Here is a 20266-nt window from a genome sequence, read left to right on the forward strand (position 1 = left end):
GAGTGTCGATAAAATCCATCGTTTTGACAAAAATGGGCAACTATAACCATAGTTGCCCTGCTCACGGCTGAGGTCATTATCCTATGTATGCTGCAAATCAACCACTTCAGCACCATAGATAAGCCATGTTAACAGAGGCTATTAATCAGCTAGTCCCATCATCCGGCTTAAAACCTCATATGAAATGGGCAACGTTGTAAACCCATCACTTTCTAAAAAATGTCCGCCGTGTTCAACTTCATAGAAATCGGCATGAATTTCTCCAGCTAGGTCCTTGCTGAATGAAAACGGTACAATGGGGTCATCCTTGGAGGCGATAACTGCGCGTTTATTCACCTTATCTGCGACTTGGCTATAATTAAAGCGTTCTTTCGTGAATTCATCAAGCACTGGCAGGCTAGGCAACGCCTTAGTAAACCCGGATACCAACACCAAACCACCAATTTGCTCTTTTAGAGTCGCTTGTTGTAGATAATTAAGCAACGAAACGCAACCCAAGCTATGTGCAACAAAATAGGTGCTTCGGGCCAGGATATCTGCATGCCGAGATAAATAGTCAAGCCATTCAGGTAAGCTAGGGGATAATGGAGTTGGCATCTGCAAAATATCAACCTCAATCCCATCCTGTAACAGCTTGTTTTTGAGCCAAGAAAACCAATGACTTTGAGGTGAAGCGCCATAACCATGAATAATATAGACCTGCTTGCTGCTGTGTATTTTGTTCATATAGTATAGCATCCTCCCTAATTGATACCTGTATATGATTGATCAGGCTTATTATAAAGCCCCTGCCTTGGGCCAACAAGTACGCAATTCTTACTCTATATAGGAAAAGGGATAGTTGCTACAAAATGCAAAAAAGCCATCCCCTGCAAAGGGCAAGTGATGGCTTCTTGAATGGGCATTTATCTCATTGATCTCAGTTTCTTTATCCTACAATTGCCATCCCGGAGGTCGGCTCGTTCTCCCCTACCCCTCCTGCTGCAGCTTCAGGAACACCTGATAGCTGCGCTCCGCCAGAGAAGAAATGGACACCGGATCATAGCCAATTAGATCGGCATAAAGCGTATCATGCAACGGCTCGGTCCAGCTTGAAGGCAGCTGGCTTGCGCCAAGCTTGGCTCCCATAATGGAGCCGACGGTTGCTCCGTTGCAATCGGTGTCCATTCCGCCATACACCGAGGTGGTGACTGCCTTTTCAAAATCGTTCCCGCCGTAGATCAGCGAGGCCGCCACCAAAGCCGCATTATTGATGCTGTGCACCGGGTCATAATGACTAAATTCATCCCAAATCCGGCTCACCAGCTCACGCTCGCTTTTGGCCTGATGGGCGATCTCGATCCCCCTGACGACAGCTGCCGCCAAGCGGCTGGTCTTTGGAATTTCGCTTAGCCCGATTTCCAGCAGCTTCTCATTATCCTGCTCTGCAAATGCCGCAGCGATCACCGCTGCATTGAACATGGCTGCATAGATGCCATTTTTCACATGAGAGAAGGACGCATCCCGGTAAGCCAGCTCCGCGGCCAATTCCGGCTGCCCGGCTGCCCCATAGGCCAGGGCATCCACTCGAATCGCCGCGCCGATCCACTCCCGGTAGGGATTCAGGTACATGCGCACACGCTCCTGTCGAACCTCCCAGTCCGCTGGCTTGTACCCTTTCAAATGAGAGGTTTCCTGCGCAAAGTTCAGGTAAGCCTGTGTCTCCGCAGTACACACCTGGCTATAGGTCAGTCTGCTGTGCCACAGCTTGCCCACATCCCACGCATCAAAGCTCAGGCCCTTTTCCTCCAGCAATAGCAGGCCAAGCACCGTATAACGCAAATCATCATCACTTTCCATATATTGAATCTTGTCCGAGGTGCTTACAAAAGACCATTCGCTTAGTCCCAGCCCGTATTGCTCTGCTGCCCGGGAAAATCCCGGTGTATAGCCCTTGATCGGCCAGGCATCCGCGCCGCGGAACCACAACTCCACATTCTCCCAGCCCGGACGTCCGTCCTTGCCGTACAAATAATCCCAATATTCCAGCGGCTTGCCCAGCGCACAGCCTACCGATCTACCAAGCCAGGCGCCGTAGAATTTGTTGCGCCACTCTTCCTCACTCCAAACTGCCTTCAGCTTGCGTGGTCCTTCCGGGCGCAGCCTTTTGATCTCGGCAAACGCAGAGGGTTCCTGATAGCGAAAATCCGGTGCAACAGGAAGCTGCATCAGTTCATGATAAAATTGCATCAGCTTCACTTCGTCCTGGCCCGCCAAAGCAAGCTTTTCCTGAAATCCGGTCACATCGCAGCCTTCTTCTCTTCGCTGCATCAGCTCGAAGGCCATCATTTGCGGTAATGCTTCCCAGCCTGCCATCGGCTACACTCCCCTCGCAGCAAGAAGCTGCTGATCCAGACGGGCCAGAGAATCAAACAGCAGATTTATAAAAGCGGCCCGATCCACATCAACCAACACCTCGACATTAGGCGCGTGTTCTGTTTTTTTGCGTTGGTCGGCTACGGTCATTCCTCGGGTCAGCCCGCCTTCCGTCTCGACGGTAACATGCAAGTGTCTGGATTGAAATAATTCGGGATGCAAAAGCCAGGCCACAGCACACGGGTCATGGAGCGCATTGCCGACGAATCCCATCTTTTTTCCATAGATCGAATAGAAATCCAGCAGCTCTCCCACGAGAACAGATACCGGGCCGCGTTTTTTTAATTCCTCAATCTCATCCTCAAAAATAGCCGCCTTATCCGTCACATCCAGGCCGCTCATCGTCATCGGAATCCCGGATTCATAGACTATTTTCGCCGCTTCCGGGTCCACATAAATGTTGAATTCCGCCGTCGAGGTCACATTGCCATAGCTGATCCCGCCGCCCATTAACGATATTCGTTCGATCTTCTCCTTCACCTCCGGGTAAGCCGTAAGCAGCAAGGCGATATTGGTCAACGGAGCAAGCGGAACAAGTGTCACCTTGTCCTCACTGGCTCGGATCAGCTCCAGCATAAACTCCACGGCGCCCTGGTTTGTTGGACGAAAACGACTTGGGGGGAGAGCCGGGCCATCCATTCCCGATTCGCCATGCGCTTCCTCCCCCGTTACCAGCTTGCCCAGCAAGGGGCCTGCCGCCCCCATCGCTACCGGAATATCCGCATCTATAAAGCTTAAAATGCGCAGCGCATTGTCTGTAATTTTCTCTAAGGTCTGATTGCCGCCTACCGTCGTAATCCCCCGGATGTCCAATACATCCCGGTGTGCATAAGCGAGTAAAATCGCAATAGCATCATCATGGCCCGGGTCGCAGTCAATAATAATCGGTGTTGCCATATCTGTCACGCTCCTCGCTAATTCTTTACCGTTGACTTCGCGTTGATCTTCCGCTTTTTCTTGCGTGTCTCCGAGACCGCATAGATGATTAATCCCACGACCGTGGCTACATAAGGCAGTGTGGCGATGAGCTCCGCCGGGATCTTCAATACCTGGAAGGCATTGGACAGCGCATCTGCCGCACCAAATAGCAAGGAGGTTAATGCGGTGCCCACCGTCGTGCTGCGTCCCATGGACTCGGCGGCGATGGCAATCCAGCCGCGTCCGGCGATCATATCTCTGGTGAACAGAGACAAATAGCCCATGGACATATAAGCTCCGCCTAGTGCGGCAAAGAAGCCGCTAAGCAGCAAGGCTGTGTATTGGATGCGAATCACACTGACCCCTACGGATTGGGCTGCATGCGGATTCTCGCCAACCGAGCGGATTCGCAAGCCCAGCGAAGTGCGATTGAGCAAATAGTAGACCACGAATACCGCGATAATCGATACATAGGTCAGCACATGATGCCCTGACAGGATGGGTCCCACTACCGGGATGTCCTTAATCAGGGGAAGCTCAAGGCTGGGCAGCACCTTGCTGGGCAAGGAGGTGGACGAGCCCTTGTCCCCGCTCAGCAGATACAGAAAAAAGACAGTGCCGCCGGAAGCAAACATATTAATGGCAATCCCGCCGAGAATAATATGCGTCTTGAATTTCAAGGTGAAAAAGGCCAGCAAGCCCGCAATGAGTGTGCCAGCGAGCACGGCGCCCAGCAGTCCTACCCAGGCATTTTGGGCATAGGCGCTGACGATTACGCCGGTTAAGGCGGACACAAGCATAATACCCTCCATCCCGATATTGATAATACCGGCACGGTTGGAGATTAATGCGCCTAATGCTGCAAATAAAATGGGTGTGGTAACCCGCAAGACGGAGAAGGCAAAATCGGTGGTCAAAATTACATTTAACAAGCTCTCCAGACCATTCATGCTTCACGCGCCTCCTTCAGCAGCATCCGATTCTTCCAGAATTTCAGGAATTGCTCGGCCGAGATCAACAAGATAATGACAGCCTGAATAATGGAGATCATTTCAGCAGGCACATCGGACAGACGGGCCATCAGATCAGCGCCAATCCGAATATAGGCCAGGAACAAGGCCGAGCCGATCACCGATAAAGGGTTGTTCTTGGCCAGCATGGCGACCAGCGCGCCATCCAGACCATAGCCCGGCAAGGCCGTCCACTGGAAGCGGGTATACATCCCGAGCACTTCCACCGAGCCGCCCATGCCGGCGATAAAGCCTGCAAGCAGGTGAACGAGGATGATCACCTTGGCCGTCTTCATCCCGGAGTAGCGGGCAAAGCTGCGATTGGCTCCCGTCATGCGAAGCTCATACCCCCATTTCGTTTTGTACAGAAAGAAATGGGCGAGCACGATAAGCACCAATACGATGATCAAGCCGGTGTGAATCCGGGTGCCCGGCAGGATTTTATCAAGCAGCGCCGTTTTTTCAAACTTGAATGATACATTGGCAAACGCCTTTGCATCCCGTAATTGATAATTCAGCAGGTACAAGCCAACCCCGAATAAAATATTGTTGAACATCAAGGAGGTCACCAGCTCGTTTGCATTCCATTTCGCCTTCAATACCCCCGGAATCGCCGATAAAAGCGCACCGACGATTGAGCCGACAAGGATCGCTACAACAGGATGCAAGATGCCGCCCAGCGACCAGTGAATGGCAACCGCAGACGCGACAACACCAGAGAAATAAAAAATCCCTTCTGCGCCCAGATTGAACATGTTGGCACGAAATAGTAGGGAGACTGCAAGTCCGGTAAACATCAGCGGAATCGCCATCTCAATCACATTCCCGATATGTCCCTTCGAGTTGAGCGGTTCAAACAGGAAAATACCAATTGTCTTGACCGGATTATCGCTGACCAACGCAATGATCAGAAAAGCAATCACCAGTGAAATGAGTATAACTGCTGTTGTGCGAATGGCATCGAAATATTTGGATTTAAACATGACTCAAAGCCCTCCTGATTTGCTGTGCATCCTGTCGCTTGATTCCCAGCATGTACAGTCCAAGCTCCTCTTCGCTCATGCCGGAAGGGTCCTCGATATAGGCAACAATTTGCCCTTCATACATGACCAGCAGGCGATCGCTAATTTCCAGCACTTCATTCAAATCGGCGGATACGAGCACAATCGCCCCCTGCTTCTCCCGCAGCTCCAGCAGCTTCTGGTGAATTAACTGCGCCGCCCCGACATCAACCCCGCGGGTAGGCTGTTCAGCGATTAACAACTGGGGATTAGCCGAGCATTCTCGAGCTACTACAACCTTCTGCATATTCCCCCCAGAGAGCATGCCAATCGGCTGCTTGGGGCCTGAGCACCGTATTTTAAAGTCCTCAATCAAGCGCTTAGCCGATTCCAGGATACTGGAGCCGCTCAGCAGAAACCCTTTATTCAGCTCCTTGGAGCGATAACGTGTGGAGATCAGATTATCGGATATGCTCGCCTCAGCGGCTGAGCCCTGGGCCATCCGGTCCTCAGGAATATAGGCTGCGCCCAGATTCCGAATACTCAAAATATCCGCTTCGCGGATTTCAATTCCCTTGATTTGAACAGAGCCGCTGCTGGATTTCCCTTGAAGCCCGCCCGTCAGCGCCTCAATCAGCTCGTGCTGTCCGTTGCCCTCAACCCCGGCAATCCCGACAATTTGTCCCCCGTGAACTGCAAAATTCACATCATGCAGCAGGGCGTTGCCTTGCCAATCACTTACATTCAGCTCACGCACAGTCAGTACAGGCTCTTGAATGGCTACTTGAGGCTTGTCGTATTTCAACACAACATCACGCCCAACCATCAGGCGGGAAATTTCCTGCTCGCTGACATCGGCGGTCTGGAATACACCTTCACTGCTTCCGCCCCGCAAAATCGTGATGCGGTCGCAAATTGCCTTGACTTCCTTTAGCTTGTGCGAGATAAACACAATAGTATGACCGTGCTCCTTAAGCTCCCGCAGCTCGCGAAACAATTCCTCCGTCTCCTGGGGAGTCAATACGGCTGTGGGCTCATCCAGGATCAGAATTTTGGCGCCGCGAAGCAAAGCCTTCAGAATCTCCACCTTTTGCTTCAAGCCTACCGTTAAGTCCTCAACCTTGGCTGTCGGATTTACCGCCAGGTTATATTTGCGGGCCGTCTCCTCCGTCATGCGAATCGCCTCCGCATAATGAATGCCCAAGCCTTTGTGGGGCTCCATGCCCAGCACCATATTTTCCGCAACCGTAAAGGAGGGAACGAGCATAAAGTGCTGATGCACCATCCCGATTCCCCGATCGATGGCATCCTGAGGGGATAACAGCTTCACCTTTTCCCCGCGGATATAAATTTCGCCCTCGCTTGGCTCCTCCATGCCAAAAATCATTTTCATTAAGGTAGATTTCCCTGCGCCGTTTTCACCTGCCAGAGCATGAATCTCTCCTTCGCGCAGAGAAAAATTCACATCCCGGTTAGCCACAACTCCATTGGGGTACACCTTTGTAATCCCGCGCATTTCCAATAAAGGAGTTTCCATTGTCGAGCTTCACATCCCTCTAAACTGAAGTTTCATAAAGCTTGTTCAAAAAATAAGCAGCTTGAAGCCCCTCCTGTCGAAGGACTTCTTGCTGCGATCAAATGATAGATTGTACGCTTAGTTAGGGTTTAACGGCATTACGGATCGCTTCAATCTCAGAGGTTTCCATCCCCATGGCGTTATCCACCTTAATTTCTTTGTTAATCAGCTTTTGCTTGACTTCTTCGAGCTTTGCTTGAATATCTTCTGGGAAAGCGGCCGTATAAATCTCATTTTCCGCGATGCCCACACCGTCTTCTACAAAGCTCAGAACGTCACGCTTGCCCATTTCCAAGGTGCCCTCGCTAAGTTGCTTCACGGCGCCCAGAATGGCGGAATCAATCTTTTTAATCGCCGAGGTAACGATCAGATTGGCCTTCTCAGGGTCCGTATCCTTCAGCAGCATCGCTTGGTCGGAATCGACGCCGATCGCGTATTTCTTCTTTTCTTTTGCCGCGTCAAAAATCCCCAGGCCTGTACCGCCAGCCACATTGAAAATAACATCTACGCCGGAATTATATTGAATCAGAGACAATTCCTTGCCCTTCGCAGGGTTCACAAAATCACCCGCATAAGAGACGGCTACTTTAATATCAGGATCAACATACTGAGCGCCCTGGATGTAGCCAACAAGGAAAGCATTAATGCCAGGGATGTCCATGCCGCCGACAAACCCAATCACATTGTCTTTATTGGCATGCTCCATGTCAGACTGGGTAGCGTAAGCCGCCGCAGCCCCCGCCAGGAAGGAGACCTCATTGGTGGCATAGGTCATGCTGTACACATTCTCTGGAGCCTCTTCAATATCGGTGTCATAGTTGATGAATTTTTTATCAGGATTTACTTCTGCAACCGCGTTGAACATTTCTGTAATCTCAGAGCCGCCGGAAATGACAACATCCCAGTCCTGTGCGGCAATATCGTTATAGGTAGGCTCCCATTTGGTCTTGTCCGTGCCCATCTCAACCACTTTAGTTTCCGCGCCAAGCTCTTCTTTCACCTTGTTCAGACCGCTATTAGCCGCATCAAAAAACGATTTATCTCCAAGCGTGCCCGGAATCAGCAAAATAACCTTCAGCTTTCCCTCTTCGCTTGTACCGCCGTTGGAATCGCTGTTTCCTGTTGCTGCCTGATTGTTCGTGTTCGTGCTGCTGCCGCATGCTGTGACCAGCACCATTACCATCGCTACCAGCAAAACCAGTACATTCTTTTTCATTTCCGTCTCATCGCTCCTATTTCCGAATAAAATTCTCTGTTTCATGGGATTTAAGCCGATTTTCACCACTTATTTCCGAACATGATTACCAAGCTGGTTGAAAAACTTCCGTCTAATTGATAAGATCATAACAAAAATAAACACAAAAAATTATAAGATTTCGGTCAATTTCTTATACGATTCGGCTAATCATGCCGCTCGGATTCGACAAGACCTTACATTTCAAGCTTCCGGGAGGTGCTTTATGGATCGTGTTCTTTATATTGTAAATACTGTGCATGAGCCTAATACGCATATTCCCCCGCATCAGCATGAATGCTATGAGCTTGTATATTACATCAATGCCTTGGGAACCTCAAACGTAGGCGCGAAAAACTTTCATTATCGTTCATCCTCATTTGCGATTATTCCCCCTGGCTACAAGCATGATGAGAAGCATACGCCGGATGCGGAGGCCGAGGTGCTGTTCATTGGCTTTCTCTGTGACAATTCCCGCCTGTCTAATCTTGCAGGTGTGTATGATGATGATAAAGAGCACACTGTCCTGCAAAATCTGCTGCGCATCAAGCAGGAATTTCAGCGGAAACGGGAAGGCTTTACCGAATTGATGAACCTGCAGCTCAGCGAAATCATCGTTCATTTGCTGCGAAATGTGGACGATGGCTTATCCTCTTTACCTGCTGAGGATCGCATGCAATACGTCTTGAATTACATGGATGAAAACTTCCTGCAAAGGCTCACGATATCCAGCCTGTCCGAGCTGTCCGGCTACAGCTACGATCGCTTTCGCCACCTGTTCAAAGAACGTTACCAACTATCACCGCTTCGTTATCTTTTGTTAAAACGTCTGGATTATGCCAAATCGCTACTGCGCCATACGCAGCTTCCTATCTCGGAAGTATCGGCCGTTTCCGGCTTCGTGAACGACGCCCAGTTTTGCAGCATTTTCAAAAGAGAAACCGGCCTGACCCCGCGCAAGTTCAGAATACAGCACAAGGGGCTGGACCCGTTGCAATAGGCAGCCCGGCCTGACTTGCATCTGGCGATGCAAGCGATGTTCTGTACCAGCACATCAGAACCCGTCAGATTCGGCGCAAAAACGGGGAGTATCATAAAAAACCCAAGAAGCCAAGCGAAAATACATCGCTTAGCTCCTTGGGTTTTGGTGTATACCGTTTTATATAACCTTTTGACGTCCATTGTTTGGTGTCTACCGTTTGGCGTATCCTTTTTTTCTGCAATGGTTCTGTTGCATGAGCTCCTCGCCAGTAATCCAAATGCTTTTCCTTATTGCTGAGCCAGCCGAAGCAGCGTCTCCGCCAGAATGTCCGTGCCGAGGGCGATATCACCGCAATCCGTATATTCCTCCGGACTATGGCTGATGCCGTCCTTGCTCGGCACAAAGATCATGGCGATCGGGGCAAATCTCCCGACCAGCATGGAATCATGGAACGCGCCGCTGACCATTTTATGATAGGGAATTTGCCTTTGCTGACAGGCCGCCTCCAGCAGGGCAACGATGCCCTCATCCGAGCGGGTAGGCAGGTCGTCATTGATCAGCTCCAGCGAAACCTTGACACCACGCGCCGCTTCCAGTTGGAGAATAAATTGCTGCAAATCCCGAACAAGCAGAGACTTGCTGTCATAGTCGCTGTCGCGAATATCAATCGTGAACTGGACATGGCCCGAGATCACATTGGAGGAACCCGGCAGCACCTCAACCTTTCCTACGGTAGCGACGGTATCCACACTGGCGGATTCCTTGGCCAGCCGCTCCAGTTCCAGAGCGATTTCACAGCAGGCCAGAAAAGCATCCTGCCGCAGGTGCATCGGAGTGCTGCCAGCGTGACGTTGCTGCCCGGTGACCGTCACCAGAAAGTTGGTAGGCGCCGAGATCGTATGGACGATGCCCACGGGCAAATCCAGCGATTCCAGCACCGCCCCTTGTTCAATATGCAGTTCAACTGCTCCATAAACCTTGCCTTCGGAGATAGGGATTTCAGCGAAGCGGGTCAGATCGTACCCCAATTCCTCCAGCACCTGTGGAAGCGACTTGCCCGTCTCATCGGTGAGCGCATACGCCTGCTCCAGCGTCAGCTCACCCGCTAGGGCCCGACTGCCCAGACAGCCTAGTCCGAAGCGAGTCGGTTCCTCTGAGGTATAGACCACCACCTCAATACTTCGCTGGCGGGGAGCGCCGGAAGCCTGAATCATCCGCACAGCCTCCAATCCTGCGACCACACCCGCCATGCCGTCGAACATCCCGGCGTGCAGAACGGTATCGATGTGGGAACCGGTCCATACGGGAGGAAGATCGGGCCGTGAACCAACAAAGGTGCCAAAAATATTACCGATGGCGTCTTCCCGCACCGCCAGTCCCAAGGCGGCCATCTCCTCCTTGATATACTTACGCGCCTCCAGCTCTGGCGGCGTAAACAAGACGCGTGTCGTCCCTCCCGCCGTATCTGAATTGTACGTATTCAGCTTCTCCAGCCTATCGCGAATCCGGTTAGCCGATGCGCGCTGCGTTAACATGACACTTGGGCTCCTTTCTCCGGCACGACGACATTTTGCGGACGATGGTCCAGCCAATTGACAATGTTGGCAAAGCCAATTTCTGCCCGGGTCTGCAAGGCTTCCCGGGTCGCAAATGCGACATGGGGGGTCAGCACCGTGTTGCGTGCGGTAACCAGCGGATGATCTTCGGGGAGCGGCGGCTCCATCTCGAACACATCGATTCCGGCTCCGGCAATTCTCCCGTCGTTCAGCGCCTCAGCCAGTGCCGCATTATCAACGATAGGGCCGCGGGCAGTATTGATCAGGATGGCGGACGGTTTGAACAGCTTGAGCCGTTCCCTGCTAATCAGGTTGCGTGTATCTCCCGTAAGCGGAAGATGCAAGGAGACGACATCACTTTGAGCCAGCAACTCGTCCAGCTCCCTATATTCTGCTCCAGCCGCAATCAGTTCCGGCCGACGGGTTCGGCTATAGACCAGCACCCGGCAGCCAAAAGCGGCGGCGATGCGGGCAACGGCCAGGCCAATCGCGCCTGTGCCTACGATGCCAAATGTCTTGCCATATAGCTCCCCTCCGGTCAAGCCGATGCTGGTTCGCCCGGAGCGCGCGGCCTCGTCGCAAGCTGTGATCCGGCGCAGCACGGAGATGGTCAGCCCGAACACCAATTCCGCGACTGCGCGGGTGGAATAACCGGCAGCATTGCAAACGGTTATGCTTCGTTCCTTGCAGTATTCAGTGTCAATATGATCAACGCCAGTAAAGGCAACCGAGATCAGCTTGAGCTGAGGACAACGGGCGATGACCTCGCGGCGAAAGGGAAGATGGGTTAACAGCACGACATCCGCTTCAGCGGCGCGAGCGATTAATTCGGCGGTCTCCTCCGTCCGGTCGGCATAGCTGGTAAAGGTATGCCCTGCCTGAATCAATCGGGCGGCCAGCCGCTGTGCCTGTTCTTCCGGGATGCCCAACGGCTCCAATGCAATAATCTTCATAAGGATCGACCTCCTGTGATGGGTATCGTTGTGACGTTAAAGACAAAAGGAACTAGAGCAGCCCTGTTGCCTGCCAGCGGTTCAGAGCGCCGCGTCGCGGTTGCAGTCCTTCGAGTAAATATACGTGAAGGCGCCGCGCCCCACGCCATAGCATGCCTGCGGCACGTAAGGCCCAAACCAGATGAAGTCGTCCTTTTTTATAGGCAGCCAGCGATCATCCAGCAAATAGACCCCTTCCCCCTCCAGCACGTACGCTCCGTGCTCCTGAACATGCGTCTCGGCAAAAGGATGGCAACCCCCGGGGGCAAAGGATAATATATGGAAATTGAGATCAAAGCCAAGCTCCGCAGGCAGCAGGTCCTTAATAAACACATTGTCCATGTCATCATAAATCCGGTAGGCGATATCGTTGCTATTGCCCCAGTGCGCCCGCGGGGCGAAGCTCGGAAGCGGGATATACTTCTGTTTGTAAAGCAGCAGAACCGTCCCCTCCAGACACTCGGCAAAAGCCAGCCCGCTGCCGGGCGGCGCATAGGTGTAGCCGCCAGCGGACAGAGCTTGCGTCTCGCCCTGGACTGTAACCCGGCAACCGCCTTGGATACAGTACAGGAACGCTTCAACCTGTTCCTCTTGCGCCCAGGCCGCGATCGTATGTCCTCCCTGGCGAGCGTGGACGATATATTGCACAAACCCTGCTCCCAGCTTGGGTGAAGCGACGATGCTGACCCGGCAGTCCTCGATGCCGGGAATCACATTGTTGACCAGCCCCGCGGCCGGAATGACCGCATACAGGCCGGGCTTGACAACCGCCCGGGTAGATAACAAATCGTTCGGATAGCTCATCATGACCTCCAAATGGTTATTTATCGGCTAACTCACACATCGGTGTAGCCGTAGTAGTAAAGCCATTCCGTCAATACAGCAATGCCTGCGGCCAGCTCCTTCGCCGCACTGTATTCATGTGGGGAATGGCTGATGCCGGAGCGGCTGGGCACGAACAGCATCGTCGCCGGGCAGAGCTGGCCGATCACTTGCGTGTCGTGTCCGGCGCCGCTGAACATGGTGTGAAAGGGCAGGCTGCGCCTGTGACAGATGGCGGCAAGTGTCTTGTTCATCTCGTCGTTCATCCGGAATGGATTCATGTTCATCCATTCCTCGATCTCTATCTTTAGTCCACGCCGCGCGGCAATCCGGGCAAAGGCTTCCGGAAATTCGCCGCTGAACTCCTGCAAGGCGGCAAGGTGCGCATCCCGGATATCGACGGTAAACGAGACATCGCCCGGAATCACATTGGAGGAGTTCGGCTTCACGTGCAATTGTCCCACGGTGGAGACAAAGGGCTCGCTCTGGTGAAGCGCCTTCCGCTCCAGCCACTCGATCATTTCACACGCGCCAAGCAGAGCATCTTGCCGATATTTCATCGGCGTGGTTCCGGCATGGTTGGCGCTGCCGCAGACGCGCACGGTATAGCGGCGTTGACCAACGATGCCCTGCACGATGCCAATGGAGGCGCGCTCTCGCTCCAGGACGAATCCTTGCTCAACGTGCAGTTCGATGAAGCGGGCAATATCGCTGCGCCGGGGCGAGGAAAAGGTGCCGAGGCCAAAACCCGCGGCATTCATAGCGGACTGCAATGTCGTTCCATCCGCATCGGCGATATCGGGAGGCGTGTGAACAGCATAGCGCCCGGTCAGGTTCCCTGAGCCCCAGTAGGTCAGCGGGAAGCGGCTGCCCTCCTCTTCGCACAGGGAGACCACTTCCAGCGGCCGGAGCGGTTGGCCAAACTGCTTGCGCAGAAACTCCAAAGCGAGAATCCCGGCCAGTATGCCATAGGCCCCATCGTATTTGCCCCCATGGCGAACGGTATCCACATGGGAGCCAGTCAGGATTGTCTTCTGCTCCGCGCGACTGCCTTCCAGCCGACCAAATAAATTGCCGCAATCGTCCAGGCGGGTTGCCAGACCCGCTTTCTCCATCCGCCCGGCCAGAGCGGTCTGCGCCTCCTGCCAGGCCGGAGAGTAGAGCAGCCGGGTGACGCCTCCGCCCGGATCGCTTCCGTATGCGGCCAGCCAGTCTATGGCTTCCGCAATATCCGGCTCGAACCATGCCGGATCGAAGCGCAATTGAGTTTCACTGATTTTATTCATCCCGAGCCCTTCTCTCTATTTAGTCGGTTGAGGTGAGCGCGCTTCTGCTAGCGGTTTGCAGGGACTCCGGCTTGCAGCCCAGCTGGCGGGCTGGTTGTCCGAGAGGCGGCCCCGCCACCTGGTGCTTCAGGTCATAGACCGTCTTGCCCCGCACCAGGGTGCGCGTTACGCGGCAGTACATCTGTCTGCCAGCATAAGGATTATGCCGATGGCGATCCAGCAAATGCTCCCGCTGCAAGCGGTAGGCGGTGAAATCGACCAGCGCCAGATCGGCATCCGCCCCCGGGGCAATGGCGCCCTTGGCAGGAGCCAGCCCGAAGCGGCGGGCCGGATTCGACGACAGCAGCCGGCAGAGCAAGGGCAGCTCCAGGCCGCGCCGCACATGGCCCTCGCCCAGCAGCAGCTCCAGGGAGCTCTGGGCTCCGGAGATGCCGCCCCAGATCGCAAACCAGTCGGAAGAATCCTTCAGCTCAGGCGGGCAAGGGGAATGATCCGAGGTGATCATGTCGATGGCGCCGCTGCCGATAAGCTTCCAGAGCCCCTCCTGGTCTTGCTGCGAGCGTAAAGGGGGCGCACATTTGGCCAGAGGGCCGATGGCTTCCAGTTCTTCCGCAGTCCATACCAGATAATGCGGACAAGTCTCCAGCGTGACATCCTGCCCTTCCAGACGGGCTTGCACGATCAGCTCCGCCGCCTCCGGGCTGCTGATATGCACGAAATGCAGAGCGCAGCCGGTAAGCCGGGCATAGAACAGCGCCCGCTTGACCGCCTCTACCTCGGCATAGACCGGCCTGGAGGCCAGATAAGCCTGGGCAGAGCGCGCGCCGGAGCGAAGCTGGGCGGCGGTGAGCGCCGCGGTAATCTGCTCGCTCTCGGCATGCAGGGCCAAGATGCGGCCCAGCCCGGCGATGTGGCTCATCCCTTCGTAGAGGGTGAGGTCATCGGCTTCGCGGAATGCGCCCTCCTGCTTGCCTCCGGCTGCGGACATAAACGCTTTATACCCGATGACCCCACCATCCGAGAGCGGAGCTAATTGCGGCAGATTGCCGGGAACCAGCCCGCCCCAGAAGGCGTAGTCAATATATGATCTTCGCTCGAACAGCGCCAGCTTGGCCTGGAGAGCCTCCACCGTGGTGGTGGGCGGCAGGCCGTTCAGCGGCATGTCAATACAGGTGGTGCACCCGCCGGCCGCAAGGGCTGACGTGCCGCTGGGAACTCCCTCCCAGTCATCCAACCCCGGCTCGTTCAGATGAACATGCGCGTCGATCATCCCCGGAACAACGACCTGGCCTGTCGCATCAATCTGCTCATCCGCCGTAGCCAGCCCGGTAACCTCCAGTGCGGCGATTCGGCCATCCTGAATCCCGATATCCAGCGGGAGTACGCGATCGGCCAATACAACCTGACCGCCGCGAATGACGGTATCATAGTGTGCCATAGACAGGTTCCTCCAAAAGCTTGGATTCGTATTATTCAAACTCCGCCTTAATCAGTTCAGGGGCGACTTCCTGCAGCAGGCTCAAGTCATGATAGAGCTGGGGATTCTGCTCGGCCTTGATATTGCCCGTGCTCTTCAAATATTGGCCTACAGCCGGGCCGTTGCTGCCGGACACATAGCTGTCGTTCACTTCCATGCTGTACACATTGCGGTTCATAATTTGCGTCAGCTCTTCTTCGCTCAAGTGAAGCTCGGGAGCGAGAATGCGAATGGCTTCCTCCCGATTATTGTTAATGTAGTCGGTGGCCTTGTACAAGGCGCGCAGGACGGCTTTGATCGTATTCGGGTTCTCGGTCAGGAAATCATCGGTGGCCTGGATGGTGGTATGCACGCTCATCCAATCAACATCTCCCGGATTGTCGGGCAATTCGCTCTTGGTACCGCTGAACAGGAATTTACCACCGCTCTGAATGGCCTTGGTGATAAAGGGCTCCCAGGCGGCCATCGCATCAATATTGCCCTTTTCCAACGCAACCACCGCATCGGAAGGCGCCAGGTTCACGTATTTGATCTTCTCAACGTCAACACCCAACTCCTTGCCCATGTTGTTAATGGCGATCACAACATCGGCTCCGCTGGGAACGCCGATCGTCTTGCCCTCCAGGTCTTTGGCGCTGGAGAGATTGAGATTTTTGCCGCCGACCACCGCCTGGGTTCCGGCAATTTGCGCCAACGGGGCAACGATTTTCACATCTACGCCATTCGACGTCAGAATGATATCCATAAAATTAGTCTGAATGCTAAGCGGGGCGCTGCCTCCGGCAATCATCGGGGCGATATCCGGGCCGCTCTCGATAAGCTGATTGGTAATCTCAAGCCCTTCCTCTTTGAAGTAGCCCAGTTTATCAGCGATAATCTGCTGCGAGGAAATTTGCGCATCGCGGACGCCGACGAGGGTGAAGCTGGGGGTTTCGAGGGTTTCATTGGCTATTTCGCTATTGCCGCTGGAATCGGCGGCGCCATTCTCCGTAGCGGCATTTCCCGTAGCTGCGGCTGCCGGGGCGGAAGTATTTGCGGTATTCTTAGCGGCTCCACAGGCCGTCAAAAGAAGAGAAAGCAGTAGAAACAACGTGATACCTGTACTCAAAAGACCCTTGTGATTTTTTCTCATCATCGTTTAAAGCCTCCTTTATTTTTCCACAGCGCTGCGAACGCCGTTTTTTCTCCAGGTAATAGTTCTTCGTTCCAGGAGCTTCAAGAGGTAGGACATGATGCTGAACTCCAGGCCAATTAGTATGATGGCTACAAACATATTGCTGATCTTGAAGTAGTTGCGGGCGTCCACAATAATGTATCCGAGCCCCGATTTGGCCCCCATCATTTCAGATACAATCAGGGAGGAAAAGCCTAACCCCAGACTCACTTGCGCACCGATAAAAATGCTAGGAATCGCGGAGGGGAAAATAACCTTCCAGAACACATGCCTTTCCTTGGCGCCCAGACATAAAGCCGAGCGAATCAACGCGGGATTGACCGACTTCAGGCCGTCCAGCGTATTGGTCAGCACCGGGATAAAAGTCGTCCAGGCGATCAGCAGCAGCTTGGGAAATTCGCCGATCCCAAACCAGATAATGAGAATAGGCAGCAGCGCCAGGCTGGGAATCGGACCCAGCAGGTTCAGCACCGGGCTGAGCCAGTATTCGACTTTGGGAAATTTGTTCATGGCCACGCCGACAGCGACAGCTAACACGAGGCCAATCACAAAGCCGGACAAAATGCGAAGGGTGCTGGCCAGAACGCTCTCCTGAATCACCCCTAATTCCATCAGCCGCCAAAGCTCCTGCACAATCGTGGTGGGAGCGGGCAGAAAGTTCGGATTGAACAGCTCCCACTGCTCGTTCAAGCGGCTGAATCCCTCCCAGAGCAGGAAGAAGACCAAGATGGGCAGCAGTCCGGCGCGATCCTGCCATCGCCAGCGTAAGCGCGGCGCTCTGGACGATGAGCTGACGGCTTTCCGTCCGCTTTCAGCCTCTACTTGCACGTGGGCTTTGTCGGCGGCGGCTTGGGCTTTGGCTTGGGAGGAAGTCAGGGAAGATGCCAGTTTGTTCATATAAATCCCTCCTTTAATCTAAGGTCAGCAGTTCCTCGATTTCTCGCGCAAGTGCAATGAATTCGGGGTGGTCAGCAGGACGGGGCCGCTCCATAGAAACAGGATAAGAGGCGGCAACTTCGCCATGCTTCATCACCAGGATCCGATCCGCCAAATGGATGGCTTCAGAGATGCTGTGGGTAATGAACAGCACGGACGGCTTCAGCTCCAGCCAGATGCGCAGCAGCTCGCGCTGCATCATTTCCCGCGTCAGTACATCCAGCGCGCCGAAGGGCTCATCCATTAGCAGAAAATCGGGGTCGCTTGCTAGTGCTCTGGCAATGCCCACCCGCTGCTTCATTCCGCCTGACAACTGATCAGGCATGCTGTCCGCATACTCCTCAAGCCCTACCATCTGCAAGTATTTAGCGGCGATGGCCCGCGCCTGAGCTTTGCTGTTTCCCTGCACGACCGGCCCGAAGGCGACGTTGTCAATCACTTTGTACCAAGGGAATAAGGCATGATCCTGAAAGACAACACAACGGGATTTAGAGGGTCCGGTAATCGGCTCTCCATTAACCGAAATACTGCCCCGGTCTGGCTGCAGAAAGCCAGCCACCAAGTGAAGCAAGGTGGATTTCCCGCAGCCACTGTGCCCCAGGATGCAAATAAACTCATGTGGCCGTACTGTAAAGCTGACGTTGTGCAGCACTTTTTTGCCGTTGTAGCCTTTTTCTACCTGTTGTACAGCCAAAGTCATTCTGTCCCCTCCACTCCGATTTTTTTAATGTAAGGTTTCTTTACACAAATTTGATTTGTGATTTTATGATAGCATATCCTTTCGGGGATTCAATAGATATGATGCATAATGTTATGTAAGGTTATTGTGCGTATTGCACATTTTGAGAGAAAAGAGGTATATTATTGATAAAAATTATAGATATTTGAGTTACTTTATATAACATTGTACGTTAATTAAGGAGAGGTGAAAATGAAGTTACAGGAGTTGCTGCGTTTGCCTGTGTATCGCGAAACTCGAGTGCTGGCGGGAGAGGGCGGGCTGAATCGTCCGGTGAAATCGGTAAACATGATGGATGCCCCGGACATTATTGATTATTTGAAAGCAGATGAGCTGTTGCTCACGACGGGGTATGCGCTTCGCGACAAGCCGGGAGAATTGCTGCAGCTGGTGCGCCAGATGGCAGGAACAGGCTGTGCAGGACTTGCTATCAAGACCAAGCGCTTCCTGAAGGAGATTCCGACATCGGTGCTAAAGCTGGCGGATGAGCTGCATTTTCCGCTGATTGAATTGGCGCTTTCCCCTTCCTTGGGAGAGCTGCTGCAGGAGTCGCTTAATTTTATTCTGGAGAAGCATAATGATGAATTACGCTACGCGCTGCGCATGCACCGTGATTTCTCAGCCTTGATTATGAAGGGAGAAGGACAGGAAGCCATCCTTGAAGCCTTGTCCGATCTGGTCGGCGGGGCGGTGATGCTGGTTGATTGGCGAGGCAACCGGATCGGCGGATTGGCTGACCGCGTCGGAACATCGGTGGATTCGATACGCCTAAAGGAGCAGCTACAAACTGCGGCAGCCAGTATACGCGACTTCGCCAGCAAGATGGCGGAATTCTGCCTGCTGCCTGACGGAGACGAGACCCATGAAGCCCGTTGTGAGGTGATTATGCAAGCGATTGAGCTGCCATACCAATCCGCGTTCCTGACCGTGGTGAACGGGGTATTCGGCGATTCCCCCCTGCCCCGGCTGGCTCTGGAGCAAGCGGCCAATGTAATCGGCCTGGAGCTGGTTAAGCAGCAGGCCCTGCAGGAACGGTTACGGCGCTATAAGGATGAATTTTTCGAGGAATGGATGAGCGGGGTATTTCAATCGCGGCAGGAAATTTTGTCGCTAGGCAAAAGATACGGGCTGCGGGAAGCTGGCGGTTATTTGTGCGTGGCTGGCAAAGTGGATGAGTCGGGGCGGGGAGAGACCGCTGGCAGGCATGCCTACCAGCAGCGCGACCGGCTATATGAATTGCTCGAAGCCAAGCTGGCTGAATTTGAGCTGCCTGCGCTGTTGTTCAACAACAAGGAGATGCTGGTGGTCGTCATACAGCGGGAAGCAAGCAGCATCTCAGGGGCAGGAAAGGAGTATCCGTTGCTTCCTTGCCTGGTGGCGTTTCAAGAGCAACTGCAACGGGAGGAACAGCTCACTTTCTCGTTCGGCATCGGCAATCAGACAGAGCAAATTACTGGACTGCCCAATGCTTATAAGGAAGCGATCAGCGCTCTGCATATGGGCCAGCAGGCTCGTCAAACCTCCTTCATTCATTTTTACCGTGCCAGGGAGGTGCTTGAACTGCTGAAGATGGTTCCCGAGGTGGCGCTAACGGATTTCTATCAGGAAACCTTTCAGGCAATTATGCGCATAGATGCGCGGGAACGGACGGATTTAATGGATACCGCCCGCGTCTTTCTGGAAACACAGGGTCAGATCGGAGAGACGGCCAAGCGCCTGTTCGTTCACCGCAATACGGTAGCTTACCGCCTGGAGAAATTTGAACACCTAACCCGCTGCCACCTGCGCGACCCGGATGATTCGCTGCGGCTCCGGCTCGCTTTTCTGGCGGAAAAGCTGTTACAACGGGCAAAAAGGATAACTATCCAGTCACCTGGTGGATTCACATGAACCCGGCGACTCGTTAGCTGCAATCTTTCAATGCACGCACCTATATCAGGCACGACTCCGCCCCAAATGAGCCCGCACCCAGCAAGGACTCAGGACACCAATAGTGCGAATCTCGTATAAAGAGTATCTCAAGCATAGCAAAAAAAGGATTAATATGCCATGAGCCCTTCTGGGACGCGGAGTGCGTGGTGCGAATCACCGAAAAAAATCCTGCGGGCTCGGGGTCAGCACCGGAGTATTTCTTTCATTCGCTGTTCA

The 20266-nt window shown here is 53.7% G+C and carries 17 protein-coding genes; 2 read left to right on the forward strand and 15 right to left on the reverse strand.

What is annotated here, in order from left to right:
* Positions 1 to 141: 141 nt before the first annotated feature.
* From C557_RS0107135 to C557_RS0107165, 7 genes are all read right to left on the reverse strand, one after another.
* Positions 142 to 726, reverse strand: a complete 585-nt coding sequence (locus tag C557_RS0107135; RefSeq protein ID WP_018751157.1) for an RBBP9/YdeN family alpha/beta hydrolase — start codon at positions 724 to 726, stop codon at positions 142 to 144.
* A gap of 243 nt (positions 727 to 969) precedes the next feature.
* Positions 970 to 2355 carry an ADP-ribosylglycohydrolase family protein gene (locus C557_RS0107140; protein ID WP_018751158.1) on the reverse strand — a complete coding sequence of 462 codons (1386 nt, stop codon included), beginning with the start codon at positions 2353 to 2355 and terminating at the stop codon, positions 970 to 972.
* A gap of 3 nt (positions 2356 to 2358) precedes the next feature.
* A complete protein-coding gene (locus C557_RS0107145) occupies positions 2359 to 3312 on the reverse strand; it encodes a nucleoside hydrolase (RefSeq protein WP_018751159.1) in 954 nt (317 codons plus the stop codon).
* A 17-nt stretch (positions 3313 to 3329) separates the two neighbouring features.
* Positions 3330 to 4283, reverse strand: a complete 954-nt coding sequence (locus C557_RS0107150) for an ABC transporter permease (protein ID WP_018751160.1) — start codon at positions 4281 to 4283, stop codon at positions 3330 to 3332.
* Positions 4280 to 5326 carry an ABC transporter permease gene (locus C557_RS0107155; protein WP_018751161.1) on the reverse strand — a complete coding sequence of 349 codons (1047 nt, stop codon included), beginning with the start codon at positions 5324 to 5326 and terminating at the stop codon, positions 4280 to 4282. Before C557_RS0107155 ends, C557_RS0107150 begins: the two co-directional genes overlap by 4 nt.
* A complete protein-coding gene (locus tag C557_RS0107160; RefSeq protein WP_018751162.1) occupies positions 5319 to 6881 on the reverse strand; it encodes an ABC transporter ATP-binding protein in 1563 nt (520 codons plus the stop codon). The genes C557_RS0107155 and C557_RS0107160 overlap by 8 nt, the downstream gene beginning before the upstream one ends.
* Positions 6882 to 7002: 121 nt before the next feature.
* On the reverse strand, positions 7003 to 8136 hold the full coding sequence (locus tag C557_RS0107165) for a BMP family ABC transporter substrate-binding protein (protein ID WP_018751163.1): 1134 nt from the start codon (positions 8134 to 8136) through the stop codon (positions 7003 to 7005).
* Between the two features lie 244 nt (positions 8137 to 8380).
* On the opposite strand from C557_RS0107165, the gene C557_RS0107170 reads away from it, so the two are divergent.
* A complete protein-coding gene (locus C557_RS0107170) occupies positions 8381 to 9154 on the forward strand; it encodes an AraC family transcriptional regulator (RefSeq protein ID WP_018751164.1) in 774 nt (257 codons plus the stop codon).
* 269 nt (positions 9155 to 9423) lie between these two features.
* Here the strand turns inward: C557_RS0107170 and C557_RS0107175 are convergent, their stop codons facing one another.
* The 8 genes from C557_RS0107175 to C557_RS0107210 all read right to left on the reverse strand — a co-directional run bounded on the left by C557_RS0107175 (position 9424) and on the right by C557_RS0107210 (position 18079).
* Positions 9424 to 10671, reverse strand: coding sequence for a Zn-dependent hydrolase (locus C557_RS0107175; protein ID WP_018751165.1), 1248 nt, complete (start codon positions 10669 to 10671; stop codon positions 9424 to 9426).
* On the reverse strand, positions 10665 to 11645 hold the full coding sequence (locus tag C557_RS0107180; RefSeq protein WP_018751166.1) for a 2-hydroxyacid dehydrogenase: 981 nt from the start codon (positions 11643 to 11645) through the stop codon (positions 10665 to 10667). The genes C557_RS0107175 and C557_RS0107180 overlap by 7 nt, the downstream gene beginning before the upstream one ends.
* 81 nt (positions 11646 to 11726) lie before the next feature.
* The gene (gene allE / locus C557_RS0107185; protein ID WP_018751167.1) at positions 11727 to 12488 is read right to left on the reverse strand and encodes a (S)-ureidoglycine aminohydrolase; all 762 of its coding nucleotides are present in this window, start codon (positions 12486 to 12488) and stop codon (positions 11727 to 11729) included.
* 32 nt (positions 12489 to 12520) lie between these two features.
* On the reverse strand, positions 12521 to 13792 hold the full coding sequence (gene allC / locus C557_RS0107190) for an allantoate deiminase (RefSeq protein WP_018751168.1): 1272 nt from the start codon (positions 13790 to 13792) through the stop codon (positions 12521 to 12523).
* A 19-nt stretch (positions 13793 to 13811) separates the two neighbouring features.
* The gene (gene allB / locus C557_RS0107195) at positions 13812 to 15230 is read right to left on the reverse strand and encodes an allantoinase AllB (RefSeq protein ID WP_018751169.1); all 1419 of its coding nucleotides are present in this window, start codon (positions 15228 to 15230) and stop codon (positions 13812 to 13814) included.
* Between the two features lie 31 nt (positions 15231 to 15261).
* Entirely contained in the window at positions 15262 to 16404 is a 1143-nt protein-coding gene (locus tag C557_RS0107200; protein WP_018751170.1) for an ABC transporter substrate-binding protein, read from the reverse strand.
* A gap of 15 nt (positions 16405 to 16419) precedes the next feature.
* Positions 16420 to 17340, reverse strand: coding sequence for an ABC transporter permease (locus C557_RS0107205; protein WP_018751171.1), 921 nt, complete (start codon positions 17338 to 17340; stop codon positions 16420 to 16422).
* A 13-nt stretch (positions 17341 to 17353) separates the two neighbouring features.
* A complete protein-coding gene (locus C557_RS0107210; RefSeq protein ID WP_018751172.1) occupies positions 17354 to 18079 on the reverse strand; it encodes an ABC transporter ATP-binding protein in 726 nt (241 codons plus the stop codon).
* Positions 18080 to 18310: 231 nt separating this feature from the next.
* On the opposite strand from C557_RS0107210, the gene C557_RS0107215 reads away from it, so the two are divergent.
* Positions 18311 to 20008 (forward strand): PucR family transcriptional regulator, encoded by a 1698-nt coding sequence (locus tag C557_RS0107215; RefSeq protein ID WP_018751173.1) that lies wholly within the window; start codon positions 18311 to 18313, stop codon positions 20006 to 20008.
* The last annotated feature ends 258 nt before the right edge of the window (positions 20009 to 20266 follow it).

Source organism: Paenibacillus sanguinis 2301083 = DSM 16941 (genome assembly GCF_000374825.1).
In the GTDB taxonomy this organism is placed as follows: domain Bacteria; phylum Bacillota; class Bacilli; order Paenibacillales; family Paenibacillaceae; genus Fontibacillus; species Fontibacillus sanguinis.

Excerpts from the sequence above, each read along its gene's own strand:
- C557_RS0107180 (WP_018751166.1), bottom strand. The coding sequence starts at position 11,645 with ATGAAGATTATTGCATTGGAGCCGTTGGGCATCCCGGAAGAACAGGCA.
- allC (WP_018751168.1), bottom strand. The coding sequence starts at position 13,792 with ATGAATAAAATCAGTGAAACTCAATTGCGCTTCGATCCGGCATGGTTC.
- C557_RS0107200 (WP_018751170.1), bottom strand. The coding sequence starts at position 16,404 with ATGATGAGAAAAAATCACAAGGGTCTTTTGAGTACAGGTATCACGTTG.
- C557_RS0107145 (WP_018751159.1), bottom strand. The coding sequence starts at position 3,312 with ATGGCAACACCGATTATTATTGACTGCGACCCGGGCCATGATGATGCT.
- C557_RS0107140 (WP_018751158.1), bottom strand. The coding sequence starts at position 2,355 with ATGGCAGGCTGGGAAGCATTACCGCAAATGATGGCCTTCGAGCTGATG.
- C557_RS0107135 (WP_018751157.1), bottom strand. The coding sequence starts at position 726 with ATGAACAAAATACACAGCAGCAAGCAGGTCTATATTATTCATGGTTAT.
- C557_RS0107205 (WP_018751171.1), bottom strand. The coding sequence starts at position 17,340 with ATGAACAAACTGGCATCTTCCCTGACTTCCTCCCAAGCCAAAGCCCAA.
- C557_RS0107215 (WP_018751173.1), top strand. The coding sequence starts at position 18,311 with ATGAAGTTACAGGAGTTGCTGCGTTTGCCTGTGTATCGCGAAACTCGA.
- C557_RS0107175 (WP_018751165.1), bottom strand. The coding sequence starts at position 10,671 with ATGTTAACGCAGCGCGCATCGGCTAACCGGATTCGCGATAGGCTGGAG.
- C557_RS0107210 (WP_018751172.1), bottom strand. The coding sequence starts at position 18,079 with ATGACTTTGGCTGTACAACAGGTAGAAAAAGGCTACAACGGCAAAAAA.
- C557_RS0107150 (WP_018751160.1), bottom strand. The coding sequence starts at position 4,283 with ATGAATGGTCTGGAGAGCTTGTTAAATGTAATTTTGACCACCGATTTT.
- C557_RS0107165 (WP_018751163.1), bottom strand. The coding sequence starts at position 8,136 with ATGAAAAAGAATGTACTGGTTTTGCTGGTAGCGATGGTAATGGTGCTG.
- C557_RS0107170 (WP_018751164.1), top strand. The coding sequence starts at position 8,381 with ATGGATCGTGTTCTTTATATTGTAAATACTGTGCATGAGCCTAATACG.
- C557_RS0107160 (WP_018751162.1), bottom strand. The coding sequence starts at position 6,881 with ATGGAAACTCCTTTATTGGAAATGCGCGGGATTACAAAGGTGTACCCC.
- C557_RS0107155 (WP_018751161.1), bottom strand. The coding sequence starts at position 5,326 with ATGTTTAAATCCAAATATTTCGATGCCATTCGCACAACAGCAGTTATA.
- allB (WP_018751169.1), bottom strand. The coding sequence starts at position 15,230 with ATGGCACACTATGATACCGTCATTCGCGGCGGTCAGGTTGTATTGGCC.
- allE (WP_018751167.1), bottom strand. The coding sequence starts at position 12,488 with ATGAGCTATCCGAACGATTTGTTATCTACCCGGGCGGTTGTCAAGCCC.